Source organism: Conexibacter sp. CPCC 206217, from assembly GCF_030646165.1.
Taxonomy (GTDB): Bacteria; Actinomycetota; Thermoleophilia; order Solirubrobacterales; family Solirubrobacteraceae; genus Conexibacter.
This window is the reverse complement of sequence record NZ_JAUTDO010000003.1, coordinates 574049-587076: the sequence shown is the minus strand read 5'-3', so window position 1 is coordinate 587076 and position 13028 is coordinate 574049. Positions and strand designations below refer to the sequence as shown.

Here is a 13028-nt window from a genome sequence, read left to right as displayed (position 1 = left end):
GCGGCGAGCGGCGGCCTGAGGTCAGCGCCGCTGCAGCACGCGCAGCGCGGCGGCGACGGCGCCGTAGCGCTGCACGTCGCCGTCGAAGCGCTTCATGCGTCCGTCTGTGCGGCGGATCGCCAGCATCGGGACACCCGCGACATGCAGCTGCCGCGCGCGGCGCCGGGAGAAGTCCAGCGAGTCCATCACGGCTCGGCTCGACCGCCGCGCCATGGCCTCCTCGGCGTCGAGTCCGTCGACCGACTCACCGACGGCGCGCAGGAACCGGTCGGTCACGTAGCCGGTGTTCTCGCCGCGCTGTCGCGCGAACATCCGCGCGGTCGTCTGCCACAACAGCCCCTGGTCGCCGGCCGCGACGGCGAACTGCGCGGCCCGCGTCGAATCCGTCCCGATGACCGAAAGCATCCGGTATCGGATCTGCAGCCTCCCGCTGGCGACCCAGTCGCGCACGATTCGCGGCAGCGTCGTCGCCGCGAAGCGCGCGCAGAACGGACATTGGAGATCGGCGAAGACGATCATCGCGAGCGGCGCATCGGGCCGGCCGAGGCGGATGCCGGACTGCGGGATCCCGGCGACGGCGCGCTCCAGGGGGGTGCGGCTGCCGGCGGTGGCCGACGCGGCGACGGTGAGCGCGCCGGCGGTGGCCGGCGCGGCGGAGGCGGTGGCGGGCGGCCCAGCCGCTGCGCCCGCCTCCGCGAGGTTCGTGGTCGTCGCGGCGGCGACCAGCGACAGGAGCAGTGCAAGGAGGGTGCGGGAGCGCATCGGCGGGACGGTATCGCGGCGCGTGGTCGCCGCGCTCGCATGCGCGGCTCGCTCCGCGCGGCGCGATAGCGTGCAGCGATGAGCGATGTGGCTGAGCTGCGCCGGCAGGCGATCCTGTGGGCGCAGAAGTGGCGCTGGTATCAGCGCAACGAGCTGCCGTGGAACCGTGGGCGGATCCACTGGGAGCTGATGCGGCGGGATGCGTTCGCGCGCTGGCCGCTGCACGGCAACGTGCTCGAAGCGCTGCGAGAAGGACGGCTCGAGCTGGGTGCGGGCGTGTTGTTCGAGCCCGGCGTCTGGCTGACCGCTCCCGACAAAGCACGGATCCGGATCGGCGCCGGGTCGTTCCTGAACATGGGCGCGATGGTCGCGGCGATGGAGCTGGTCGAGATCGGCGAGCACTGCATGTTCGCCAACGGCTGCTTCGTGACCGACGGCAACCATCGCTTCGACGACCCCGACAAGCCGGTCCCGTGGCAGGGCTTCACGACGAAGGGCCCGACGCGGATCGGCGACAACGTCTGGTGCGGCGCCAACGTCGTGATCACCAGCGGCGTGACGATCGGCGAGCGCGCCGTGATCGGCGCCAACTCCGTCGTCACCAGCGACATCCCCGCCTTCAGCATCGCCGCGGGCGCGCCGGCGAGAGTGCTGAAGCGGATCGAGTATCCGGCCCGCTGACTGTCAGCCCGCCTCCAGTTCGCGCGAGAACAGCTCCAGCGCCGTGCGCGTCTTCAGCGCCTGCTCACCCGTCGTGCTGATCCCGTGGCGCCCGAGGAAGGCCCGGCCCTCGGCGGCAACCTGGAAGGCGATCGACGGTGCGCAGCGGGTCGACAGCTCGAAGATCCGCGATCCGTCGGGGTCGAGCACCTCGGTGGAGCTGAACAGCGGCGGCTTCTCGGCGGCGGACATCGATCGATCCAACCACAGCGGCGAGTGGCCGGGCAGATCCCGGCGCGAGGGCGCGCGCGGCCCCACGTGGTGCGTCGGCGCAGCGCGGCGCCGCGGGTTGGAGCGGCGCCGCGGGCTGGAGCGGCGCTCGACCTACTTCGCCAGCATCGTGCTGACGCCGAACACGACGGCGCCGATGCAGATCGCGAGGCCGATCAGCGCGACGGCGCCGTAGCCGGCCATCGTCAGCGTGCGCGACTGTCTCTGCGCCTCCCCGGCGCGGACCGCGCCGAGGATCACGAGCGAGAAGGCGATGCTGATGCCGACGCCGGCCAGCAGACCGGCCTCGACGACCTCCAGCAGCTGGCCCCAGTCGACGATCGAGGCGGCGAGCGGTGCGGCATGGCCGAGCGCGTCGGTGACGGCCGAGGCGCTCATGCGCGGCTGCCCTCCGGGGTCGTCGTGATCGCCGAGCCGCGCTGCAGTCGTCGCACGAATATGAAGCCGACGAGCGCCACCCCGGCCGCCGCGACGACGATCGGGCCGGCGGCGCCGCTGCCGAAGAGGCTCGTGATCGCGTAGACGAGGCCGCCGACGAGCGCCGACGCCGGCAGCGTCAGCACCCACGCGACGAGGATGTTGCCCGCGACGCCCCAGCGGACCGCTGACAGACGCTTGGCGGCGCCCGCGCCCATCACCGCGCCGGAGATCGTGTGCGTCGTCGACAGCGGGTAACCGAAGTGGGTCGCCGCGAGGATCACGGCCGAGCCGGCGCCCTGGGCGGCGAAGCCCTGTGCCGGATCCATCTTGATGATGCGGCTGCCCATCGTCTTGATGATCCGCCAGCCGCCGAGGTAGGTGCCGAGCGCGATCGCGGTCGCGGCCGAGACGACGACCCAGGTCGGCACGGTCGCGTCGTTGCCGAGATGGCCGCTGGAGATCAGCGCGAGCGTGATGATGCCCATCGTCTTCTGCGCGTCGTTGGTGCCGTGCGCGAGCGCGAGCAGGCCGCCGGAGAAGATCTGCCCGACGCGGAAGCCGCGGCTGACGGGCCCTGGCGCGAGCTTTCCGACGATCCGGTAGCAGCAGATGATCGCGATCCCCGCGACCCCGAAGGCGAGCAGCGGCGCGATCAGCGCGGGCACGAGCACCTTCGAGATGATCCCGTCGCCGTTGATCGCGCTCGTGCCGACGGCGACGAACATCGCGCCGACGACGCCGCCGATCAGCGCGTGCGAGCTGCTGGACGGCAGCCCGAAGTACCACGTCACGAGGTTCCAGACGATTGCGCCGACGAGGCCGGCGAAGACGATCGTCGTCGTCACCTCCGCCTGGTCGACGATGTTGTTGGCGATCGTCGAGGCGACCTCCAGCGACAGGAACGCGCCGACGAAGTTCAGTATCGCCGCGAGCCCGACTGCCACGCGCGGGTTCAGCGCGCGCGTCGAGATCGACGTCGCGACGACGTTGGCGGTGTCGTGGAAGCCGTTTGTGAAGTCGAACGCGAGCGCCGTCGCGACGACGATGAAGAGGATGATGTCCTGGTCCATCGGGGACTGCGGGTCAGGAGTTCTTGATGACGATGCCCTCGAGCACGTTCGCGACGTGCTCGGTGGCGTCGATCGCGTCCTCGAGCCGCTCGAAGAGGTCCTTCCAGCGGATCACGACCATCGGGTCGATGCCGTTGTCGAACAGCGAGGCGATCGCCTCGCGCGCGACACGGTCGCCCTCGTTCTCCAGCCGGTTGACCTCGACCGTGTAATGGGAGATGTCCTTGAAGTCGCGCATCCGCGGGATCGCCTCGACGATCTGCCGTGTCGACTGGAAGAGGATGTGAGCGAGCCGCTGGGCCTGCTCCATCGGCGCCTCGATCTTGTACAGCCCGAGGTAGTCCGCCACTTCCTCGGTGTAGTCGACGACGTCGTCGATTCTCGACGCCAGCTCGAGGATGTCCTCGCGATCGATCGGCGTCACGAACGTGTGGTTGAGGCGCTGGATGATGTCGTGCGTGATCCGGTCGCCCTCCTGCTCGCAGATCAGGATGTCGCGCGCGAGCCCGGCGCTCTCCGGAAAGTTCCGCAGCATCTGGTCGAGCAGGTCGGCCGCATGCAGAGCGTTGCGGCCCGCCTCTTCGAACAGGTCGAAGTACTCGCGGTCCCGGGGGGAGAAGATCTGTGAGAGGCGCACTGTGAACGATCCGTGTACGAAATGTGTACGAAGGCGCGCAGTGTAGAGACTGGGCCGGCCGGGCGCGCATGCGTGGCATGCCGCGGACCGGCTCAGCGGCGCTCGGGCCGCTGGACGCGCGGTCGCTCAGCGCGGCGGCGGGGCCGGCGCAGCGTCCGCGCCAGCCGCGCAACCCTCGTCGGATCTGCGCAGCGCGGCGCCGACGCTCCACGTCGCGCGCACCTCGTAGCGGCCGGCGGAAGGGACCTGCAGCCGCGTGAAGCCGTCGGCGGATCTCGTCACGCAGGCACCCAACGGGGGCGTCCAGAACGGCGTGTAGCGGACGCGGATCAGCACCGATCCGGGTCCGTCGGCGGCGACGGTGAAGCTGTCGGAGCCGAGCCGCACGAGCGTGCCGCCGGAGACGAGTGAGCGCGGTCTGAGAACCTCGAACAGGCGCCAGCGGCCGGAATCCCAGACCTCGCGCAGGAAGGACGGCGTGTCCCGCAGCAGCAGCGCCTCGGCGCGGCCCCAGCGCTCCTTCGGCGCGTCGCTCAGCGCGACGTGGGTGATCCCGAGCCGCCACAGCCAGCGCTCGTAGCGCGCCGGGTCCAGCCTGTCGCTGTAGAAGAGGGCGTTGTAGCGCGTGTCGAGCTGCGTCTGCCAGCCGCGCGCGAGCGCGACGTGCGGGGCGACGTAGACGGACTCCCAGCGCGTCGACGTCGGCACCACCTCGACGCGCCCGTGCGGCGTCGCCTCCAGCTGCTCGAGCAGCGGCTGGAAGTAGGCCGCGCTCGTCGCGCTGGTCTCGTCGGCCTTCAGCACCTCGGTCACGGGCGCCCATGCCTGCCAGACGAGGATCGCGGCGCAGGTCGCGAGCACGAGCACGCGCGAGCGGCCGGGGCGGCCGCCGATCAGGAGGATCGGGCCGGCCAGCAGCACGCCCAGGCGCGCGACGTTGCTGCCCATCGGCGACGGCACGACGTAGGCGCCGACCACCGCGACGGCGTACAGCAGCGTCCCGATCCGCAGCGCGACCGCGTCCCTGCGCAGGCCGGCGTGGACCGCGAGCGCAATCCCGACGGCGGCGGCCGCGCCGCCGAGCGCGTACGGCTGCGCCCCGCCCTCCGGGAACAGCGCGGCCAGCAGCAGCGGCAGCGCGATCGGCGCGCCGAGCACCGCGATCCGCCAGCGCGGCGCGATCCAGCGCGCGCCGGACAGCAGCACGAGCGCGAGCAGCAGCGCGCTGACGGGGCTGGCGGCGGCCGTCGCCACGCCCAGCACCACCGCGAGGCCGTTGCGCCGATGCGACAGCGCCGCGACGCAGCCGAGCGCGAACGTGACGCCGAGCGAGAACGTCAGGCGCCCGATGAAGAGGTCGCCGGCGGCGGCGCAGGCGAACCAGACGATCGCCAGCCGCACGTGGCGGTCGCCGTGGCGGCGCACGAGGTGCGCGAACAGCAGCGACGAGACGAGCACCGCCGCGACGCCGACCGGTCGCGGGCCGAAGACGGCCGCCAGCGCGGGGAAGACGAGGCTGTAGCCGGGCAGGTGGTGCCCGGCGAACCACGAGTTGTCCCACAGCGCAAAGCCCTCGCGGCCGAACAGCTGGGTGCGGTAGACCTGTGCGGCGAGGTCGGCCGTGCGCGGGTCGAGCACCAGCCACAGCGTTGCGAGCGCGCCCGCGCAGGCGAGCGCGAGCAGCAGCGAGGAGCCGCCCGCGAGCGACGGCCGCGCGCCGGCGAAGCGGCGGCGGGAGAGCGACCAGAGTGCCTCCATCTGGCGCGCAGCATGGTCGGCGCGCGGGCGGGGCGCGTCACGAAACGGTGAACGGCGCGGGTGCCCATAGGCACCCGCGCCTCAGCTCACCCCAGCTCGGAGCGGAAGCGCTCGAACTCGACCGGGTCGATCGAGTAGGTGTGGTCGGCCTCGGGGTAGCGCTGGGTGCGCACGTCCTCTGCGTAGGCGCGCACGCCCGCGACCATCTCGTCCTGGATGTCGGCGTAGCGCTTCACGAAGCGCGCGCCGACGCCGTCGCGGATCCCGAGCAGGTCGTGGAAGACGAGCACCTGGCCGTCGGTCGACGCGCCGGCGCCGATGCCGATGATCGGCACCTCCATCCGCTCCATCAGCACCGTCGCGACCGGCGCCGGGATCGCCTCGAAGACGATCGAGAAGCAGCCCGCCTCCTGCAGCGCGATCGCGTCGCGGGCGACGTCGAGCGCGCGCTGCGCGGTGCGGCCCTGCGCGCGGTAGCCGCCGAGCGCGGTCGCCGTCTGCGGCGTCAGGCCGACGTGGCCCATCACCGGGATGCCGGCGTTGACGAGCGCGCGGGCGCGCTCCACCGCGACCCCGTTGGCCTCGATCTTGACGGCGTCGCAGCCGGCTTCCTTGATGAAGCGACGCGCTGTCTCGATCGCCTGCTGGTCGGAGGCCTCGAACGAGCCGAACGGCAGGTCGGCGACGAGCAGCGGCGTGCGCAGGCCGCGGCGGGCCGCGGACGCGAGCATCAGCATCTCCTCGATCGAGACGGGGACGGTCGAGGAGTAGCCGAGCACGGTCATCGCGCCCGAGTCGCCGACGAGCACGACGTCGACGCCGGCCTGCTCGGCGACGACGGCCGACGGGTAGTCGTACGCGGTCACCATCACGATCGGCTCGCCGAGGCGCTTCTTCTCGGCCAGTTGGGGGAGCGAGACCGGCAGGCGCGCGATCGCGCCTGCGGCTGCCGGGACATTGGTGGGGACGGGTGCTGCGGACATGTGCGACTCCTTGCCTGGCGTGGTTGGCGCCCTCACGTGAGGAGGGTCGCCACCTCGCTGTCGACGTGGATGATGCGGTTGTCTTGATCTACATGCACGACGCGCGGCTCGTAGTGCTCCATCTCCGTGCGGTCGTACTGCGCGTAGGAGATGACGATGATCGTGTCGCCGTGGTGCACGAGCCGCGCCGCGGCTCCGTTCACCTTGATCTCGCCGGAGCCGCGCTCGCCGGCGATCGTGTACGTCTCGAAGCGGGCGCCGTTGTCGACGTCGACGACGGCCACCTGCTCGTGCTCCCGGATGTCCGACGCCTCCAGCAGCTCCGGGTCGATCGTGATCGAGCCGACGTAGTGGAGGTCCGAAGCGGTCACCGTCGCGCGGTGGATCTTCGACTTCAACATGGTGCGGATCATGCGGTTTGCGGGGCTCCGTCGGTGGTGGACAGGATCACGTTGTCGATCAGGCGCGCGGGGCCGACGCGCGCCGCGACGGCGAGCAGCACGTCCTCGCCGTCGATCCGCTCGATCGGGGCGAGCGTGTCAGCGCCGACGAGCGCGACGTACTCGGGCTCGACGGCGTGCTGAGCCAGCGCAGTGCGGGCGATCGCGCTGACCGCGGCGGCGTCGCGCTCGCCGGCTGCGACAGCCTGCTCGGCGGCTGTGAGCGCACGCCGTAGCGCGACGGCGCGGGCGCGATCCTCGGCGCCGAGGTAGACGTTGCGGCTCGACATCGCGAGGCCGTCACGCTCGCGCACGATCGGGCAGATCTCGATCCGCGCGGGAATGTTCAGGTCGCGCACGAGGCGGCGGATCACGAGCGCCTGCTGCGCGTCCTTCTGGCCGAAGTAGGCGACGTCGGGGCCGACCATGTTGAGCAGCTTCGCGACGACGGTCGCGACGCCGTCGAAGTGGCCGGGGCGGTGAGCGCCCTCCAGCGGCTCGCTGACGCCGCCGACGCGCACGGTCGTCGCGAACCCGTCGGGATAGACCTCCTCGACCGGCGGGGCGAACAGCAGGTCGACGCCCGCCGCGGCGGCGATCTCGGCGTCGCGCGCCTCGTCGCGCGGGTAGGCGCCGAGGTCCTCGCTGGGGCCGAACTGGGTGGGGTTGACGAACAGCGAGACGACCGCGACGTCGTTGGCGACGACCGCGCGCTCCATCAACGAGCGGTGCCCGGCGTGGAACGCGCCCATCGTCGGCACGAGCCCGATCGTGCGCTCGGCGAGCCGCTCGGGCTTCAGCAGCGCGCGCAGCTCCTCGACGGTCCGGACGATCCTCATGTCGCCACCGCCTCGCGTGCCAGCGACCGCGTCGCGTCGGCGAGCGCGTCGAACAGGTCCAGCAGCTCCGGCGTCCGCTCCTCGATCGCATCGCGCTGCCGGGCGACCGTTGCCTCGTCGCCGCGCACGAGCGGGCCGGTGAGGGCGCGTTCGGGGCCGAGCGCGGCCCAGTTCTCGAACGAAGCCTTGACGAGCGGAACGAGCGCGGACCGGTCGATGCCAGCGGTCTCGGCGATGCGCTCGGCCGCCGCCTCCAGCGTCACGAGGAAGTTCGATGCGACCGAAGCGGCAGCGTGGTAGGCAGCACGATCCCGGTCCGCGACCTCGACCGCGGTCATCCGGAGGGAGTTCGCGAGTGCGGTGGCAACTGCGAGCGCATCAGGCGTCGAACCTGCGACCGCCGCGGTTGCGCCCGCGAAGCCGGCGGCACCGTCTGCCGGCACCGTCATCAACGGGTGCAGCGAGAGGCGCTCGTGCGGGACGAGCGGGGCGAGCGTCGTCGCGCCGGAGCAGTGGCCGACGAGCAGACCCCGGCGCGGGGCGATCGTCGCCGCGGCCGCGGCGATCTCGGCGTCAGGGACGCACAGCAGCACGACGTCGAGATCCGGCTCGTCGGCGGCTGACCAGCCGCGCCCGAACGGTCCGGCGACGGTGACCCCGGCCGCGCGCAGCGCAGGCACCAGGGCCCGGCCGAGGCGGCCGGCCCCGACGATCGCGCAGCGGATGCGCGTGGGGTCAGTGAGATCCTTTTCCCGTTCCAGTTCCCGCATGGGAGATACCGGTCGAGCGACAGATGGCACAACGTGGGCACAACGGTCCGTCCCCTGCGCGGGTGACGGCAAGAGGAATGGTAGTACAGCCGTCCAGCGGCGTGAATACCATCGTTGGCGTGACCACCGCCGTCGAACGCCGCGAGCTGTTGAAAGAGGTCTGGAAGGAGGCGAGCACGTGCACCAAGTGCCAGCTCGCCGAGACCCGCCAGACCGTCGTCTTCGGCGCCGGCAACGCCGACGCCGACCTGATGTTCGTCGGCGAGGCGCCCGGCGCCAACGAGGATCGCGGAGGGCTTCCCTTCATCGGACAGGCCGGCAGACTGCTCGACAGACTGCTGCAGGAGGTCGGGCTCGAACGCGCCGACGTCTTCATCGCGAACGTGCTCAAGTGCCGCCCGCCCGGCAACCGCGACCCGCGTCCGACCGAGATCGCGACCTGCCGCGACTACCTGCACAAGCAGGTCGAGCTGATCGAGCCGAAGGTGATCTGCACGCTCGGCAACTTCTCGACGAAGCTGCTGCGCGACGACCCGACCGGCATCTCGAAGGTCCACGGCCAGCCGGAGGTGCATGTGCTCGGCGTGCGCGCCGTCACGATCTTCCCGATCTACCACCCGGCCGCCGCGCTCTACACGCCGAGCATGCTCGACACGCTGCGCGCCGACTTCGCGCAGTTGCCCGCGCTGCTGGCGGCGCCGCTGCCGCCGCAGCCGGCGCCGGATGTCTTCGAACCGGTCCCGGAAGTGGAGCCTGAGCCCGAGTCCCCGGCCGAGACGGAGACGGCGACCGCCGAGGCGGTCGAGGGAGCTCCTGAGGCGGGCGCCGAGGTGCTCGAGCAGGCTCCGAAGACCTCGGACGACCAGCTCGGCCTCTTCTGAACGCGGGCGTAGGCCCGATCGTCCGTCCAGAGGTGGAAACCTGGGGTGGAGGATGGTGCGGGCGCGCCGTATCGTGCGCGGGCGATGGCGACGATCGGAGCACGGCTGGCCGAGCGCGACCGGCGCAGATTCGTCGGGCGCGGGACCGAACTCGAGTTCCTCGAGCGCTGCCTCGACGGCCAGGCGGACGCGAGCGTCGTCCTGATCCACGGCCCGGGCGGAATCGGCAAGTCGACGCTGCTGCGTGAGCTGGCGCGCCGCGCGGGTGCCAGCGGCCGGCGCGCGCACTTCGTCGAGGGACGCGAGCTGGCACCGGTTCCGCGCGCGCTCGACGCGGCGCTGGAGGCCGCGCGCGAGGAGCGCGAGCCGCTGATCCTGATCGACACCTACGAGCGCATGACCGCGCTCGACGGCTATCTGCGCGGCACGGTCGTCCCGAGCCTGCCCGAGCACGCCCTCGTCGTGATCGCCGGACGCGAGCCGCCGGGGCGCGGCTGGCTGGAGGGCGGCTGGGAGAGCGTCGCGGTGCAGTTGCAGCTGAGCGGCCTGAGCGTGCAGGAGGCGCGGGAGCTGCTGGCGCTGCACGGCGTCGACGACGAGCAGCGGATGCGCGAGCTGATCGGCTGGGCGCAGGGCTCGCCGCTGGCGCTCGCGCTCGCGGGTGACGACGCGCTCGGGGCAGCGCCCGCGGCGCGCAACGAGGAGGTCGAGCGACCGGAGCTGGTGCGCGCGCTGATCCGCCGGCTCGCCGAGGCCGAGTTGGACGGCCCGCACCTCGGACCGCTCGCGGTCGCCGCGATCGCGCGCGTGACGACGATCGACCTGCTGCGCGAGGTGCTGCCCGACGCGGACGCGGTGCAGAGCTACATGTGGCTGCGCGAGCGCACGTTCGCGGAGCCGCTGGGGGAGGGGATCGCGCTGCACGAGCTGGTTCGCAAGGCGCTGCACGCCGACCTGCGCCATCGCGACCGCGTGCGCGAGCGCGACCTGCGCAGGCGGATCGCCGACCATCTCCACGCGAAGGCGGTGGCGGGCCATCAGCTGCTCTCGATCGACCTCTCCCACCTGATCGAGAACGACGCGATCCGCTGGGGCTTCTCGTGGGAGGGCGCGGGCGAGTACCGCCTTGACGAGGTCCGGCCCGGTGATGCGGGCAAAGTCGAGCGCTTGCTTGGTGAACGGCGCATCCCCGAGCGCTGGCCGCTCGTGGCGCCGTACTTCGAGGCGGCGCCCGAGCGGATCGCGATCGTGCGCGACCTGTCGGACAGGATCTGCGGCTTCGAGCTGTCGGTCACGCTCGCGAACGCGCCGGCGCTGACAGCCGAGGATCCGCAACTGGGCCGCTGGCTGGAGCACGCGCGCGCTGCCGCCCCGTGCGGCGACGCGGTCCTCTGGCAGGTCGCCGTCGACTTCACCGCCGACCCGATCACGCGCGTGCAGGCGATGCTCGGGATGTCCGGGATCCTGCGGTCCGGGCTGGAGAATCCGCGCTTCGCGTATCTCCCGATCGACCCGCGGATGCCGGCCGCGGTCCGCTTCGCGCAGGCCGCCGGCGCGCGTCGCATCCGCGAGTTGGACGTCGAGCTGGACGGGTCTGTGACGGAGTGCCATCTGCTCGACTACGGCCCCGGCGGACTGCTCGGCGCGCAGCGCGCGATGATCTACATGGAGCTCGGCCTCGTCCCGCCGCAGACGCCGGCTGTCGAGCACAAACCGAGCGAACGCTTGGTTGTGCGTGCTGGGCCGGCGGGGTCGGCGGACTCCGACGCGGCTGCGATCGACGTCGAGGCGGTCCGCGACGCCCTGCGCAACCTGGGATTGCCGCACAAGCTGGCGGAGAGCCCGCTGGCGAGCGGGGCGACGCAGGAGCAGCGCGCCGCATCGGTCCGAACGCTGTTGGAGGAGGCCGCGGCGCGGGCGTTCGGCGACACCCCGAACGAGCAGTTGCTCGAGCGGGTGCTGGTCCGCGGCTATCTCGATCCGGCGGCCAGCCACGAACAGGCGGCCGACGAGCTCGCGCTCAGCCGGGCGGCGTACTTCCGCCGGCTGCGGGCAGCGGCTGAGCGCGTCGCCGCGCTCGTGGTCGAGCGGGATCCGTCGCGCCCGGCCGCCTGAACGCCAGCAGCAGCGCGACGACCGTCGCAACCGCCTGGATCCCGAGCAGGACGACGGAGAAGCCGTCCGGGTTGCTGGGCGCGACCGTCAGCAGCAGCACCGGCTCCGCCGCCGCGATCAGTCCCATCGGTATCAGGAAGCGCACCTGGCGCAGGCCGAGCATGTACTGGATCGCGAGGTAGGTCAGCGCGAGCAGCGTGAAGGCGACGCCGAGCGGCAGCAGCGCGTCGACCGCGAGCAGGCGGTCGGCGCCGAACGCGAGTCTCAGCAGCAGTCTCGGGACGAGCGCGAAGATCAGCAGCACGGGCACGGCGCAGACGAGCACGATCCCGATCGAGCGGGCCAGCACCGGCCGCGTGTCCTCGCCCTCGGAGTGGCGCCGCGAGGTCTCCGGAACGAGGTAGAAGCCCGCGCCCATCGCGACCCAGATCAGCACCTTGGCCGCGACCGCGGTCGCGCCGTAGGAGCTGGCGACGTCGGTCGAGAAGCGGTGCTTGGCGGCGATCACGTCGATGTTCTGCAGCACCGCGATCACGACCAGGCCTGCGATCGGCGCCCATGCGCGGGCGATGTGGTCGCGCAGTCGCAGGGCGGGTCGGAGCGCTGTCGCGGTGACGGCGCGGGCGGCGGCGGCGCTGGTGCCGGCCGACGCGGCGGCGGCTGACGCGACTCCGGGCTCGGCAGCTGGAGCCGCCAGGTGACGGCGCAGCAGCAAGCCGCACCAGACGGCCGTCGCGGCGAGTGAGACGGTCGTGCCGAGGAAGGCGCCGGTGACGTCGAGGCCGACGGCGGCGAGCACGGCGCCGCTGGTGAGCCGCGTGACCTGCTCGCCGATCAAGCTCAGGCCGACGGCGCGGTAGTCGCCGAGCCCCTGCAGCGCGCCGCGCAGGATCGCCAGCAGCAGCCACAGCACGCCGGTCGGCAGGCCGGCGGCGGCGCCCCACGTCTGGTCGACGCCGACTGCGGCGGCGATCGGCGCGCGCAGGAGGATCGAGACGACGGCGAGGACGATCGTCGCGACCAGCAGCACGCGCGTCCAACTGCGCAGCGTCGCCGCCAACCGAGGGCCTCTGCCGAGCGTGCCGAGGACGGCCTCGCGCGCCGTCGCGACCTGCATCGCCTGCCCGACGACGGACAGGATCAGGACGTAGGAGATCAGCGCCGCGAGCGAGCCGTAGTCGTCGAGCAGACGCGCGAAGACGACCGTCGAGCCGAGCGCGACGACGTTGGTGACGATCATCGCGCCGGCGAGGCCGGCGGCCTTGCCGACGTCCGACGTGCGCAGGGCGGCGAGGCGGGCCGACAGCCCACCGGCAGCGCCGCCGGGCTGTGGTGTCGGCACGTTTGGCACGGCCAGGAACCGTAACGTGCCAACGCGACGACCGAGAAAGATCCGCACGTT

14 protein-coding genes are annotated in these 13028 nt (G+C 72.3%); 3 read left to right on the top strand and 11 right to left on the bottom strand.

From position 1 onward, the window contains the following. Positions 1–21: 21 nt before the first annotated feature. Positions 22–762 carry a thioredoxin domain-containing protein gene (locus tag Q7L65_RS11060; protein ID WP_304721140.1) on the bottom strand — a complete coding sequence of 247 codons (741 nt, stop codon included), beginning with the start codon at positions 760–762 and terminating at the stop codon, positions 22–24. Positions 763–840: 78 nt separating this feature from the next. On the opposite strand from Q7L65_RS11060, the gene Q7L65_RS11055 reads away from it, so the two are divergent. Beyond that, positions 841–1443 carry a DapH/DapD/GlmU-related protein gene (locus Q7L65_RS11055; RefSeq protein WP_304721139.1) on the top strand — a complete coding sequence of 201 codons (603 nt, stop codon included), beginning with the start codon at positions 841–843 and terminating at the stop codon, positions 1441–1443. A 3-nt stretch (positions 1444–1446) separates the two neighbouring features. On the opposite strand, the gene Q7L65_RS11050 is transcribed toward Q7L65_RS11055, so the two are convergent. The 9 genes from Q7L65_RS11050 to Q7L65_RS11010 form a co-directional block, all read right to left on the bottom strand. Continuing rightward, positions 1447–1674, bottom strand: coding sequence for a hypothetical protein (locus Q7L65_RS11050; RefSeq protein ID WP_304721138.1), 228 nt, complete (start codon positions 1672–1674; stop codon positions 1447–1449). 132 nt (positions 1675–1806) lie between these two features. Continuing rightward, entirely contained in the window at positions 1807–2091 is a 285-nt protein-coding gene (locus Q7L65_RS11045) for a hypothetical protein (RefSeq protein ID WP_304721137.1), read from the bottom strand. Beyond that, positions 2088–3203: an inorganic phosphate transporter gene (locus Q7L65_RS11040; protein ID WP_304721136.1), complete on the bottom strand. Its 1116-nt coding sequence runs from the start codon at positions 3201–3203 to the stop codon at positions 2088–2090. Before Q7L65_RS11040 ends, Q7L65_RS11045 begins: the two co-directional genes overlap by 4 nt. Before the next feature lie 13 nt (positions 3204–3216). Beyond that, positions 3217–3840: a DUF47 domain-containing protein gene (locus tag Q7L65_RS11035; protein ID WP_304721135.1), complete on the bottom strand. Its 624-nt coding sequence runs from the start codon at positions 3838–3840 to the stop codon at positions 3217–3219. Positions 3841–3966: 126 nt separating this feature from the next. Then, complete coding sequence (locus Q7L65_RS11030) at positions 3967–5598, bottom strand: hypothetical protein (protein WP_304721134.1); 1632 nt, start codon at positions 5596–5598, stop codon at positions 3967–3969. 86 nt (positions 5599–5684) lie between these two features. Then, positions 5685–6581 (bottom strand): 3-methyl-2-oxobutanoate hydroxymethyltransferase, encoded by an 897-nt coding sequence (gene panB / locus Q7L65_RS11025; RefSeq protein ID WP_304721133.1) that lies wholly within the window; start codon positions 6579–6581, stop codon positions 5685–5687. A gap of 32 nt (positions 6582–6613) precedes the next feature. Further along, positions 6614–6994: an aspartate 1-decarboxylase gene (gene panD / locus Q7L65_RS11020; RefSeq protein WP_370552540.1), complete on the bottom strand. Its 381-nt coding sequence runs from the start codon at positions 6992–6994 to the stop codon at positions 6614–6616. Then, entirely contained in the window at positions 6991–7860 is an 870-nt protein-coding gene (panC, locus tag Q7L65_RS11015) for a pantoate--beta-alanine ligase (RefSeq protein WP_304721131.1), read from the bottom strand. The genes panD and panC overlap by 4 nt, the downstream gene beginning before the upstream one ends. Beyond that, positions 7857–8702 (bottom strand): Rossmann-like and DUF2520 domain-containing protein, encoded by an 846-nt coding sequence (locus tag Q7L65_RS11010; protein ID WP_304721129.1) that lies wholly within the window; start codon positions 8700–8702, stop codon positions 7857–7859. The genes panC and Q7L65_RS11010 overlap by 4 nt, the downstream gene beginning before the upstream one ends. 47 nt (positions 8703–8749) lie before the next feature. On the opposite strand from Q7L65_RS11010, the gene Q7L65_RS11005 reads away from it, so the two are divergent. Both Q7L65_RS11005 and Q7L65_RS11000 read left to right on the top strand, forming a co-directional pair. After that, entirely contained in the window at positions 8750–9511 is a 762-nt protein-coding gene (locus Q7L65_RS11005; protein WP_304721127.1) for a uracil-DNA glycosylase, read from the top strand. Positions 9512–9595: 84 nt separating this feature from the next. Beyond that, complete coding sequence (locus Q7L65_RS11000) at positions 9596–11626, top strand: ATP-binding protein (RefSeq protein WP_304721126.1); 2031 nt, start codon at positions 9596–9598, stop codon at positions 11624–11626. Here the strand turns inward: Q7L65_RS11000 and Q7L65_RS10995 are convergent. Then, on the bottom strand, positions 11532–12977 hold the full coding sequence (locus Q7L65_RS10995; protein WP_304721125.1) for a hypothetical protein: 1446 nt from the start codon (positions 12975–12977) through the stop codon (positions 11532–11534). The genes Q7L65_RS11000 and Q7L65_RS10995 overlap by 95 nt on opposite strands. Positions 12978–13028: the final 51 nt, after the last annotated feature.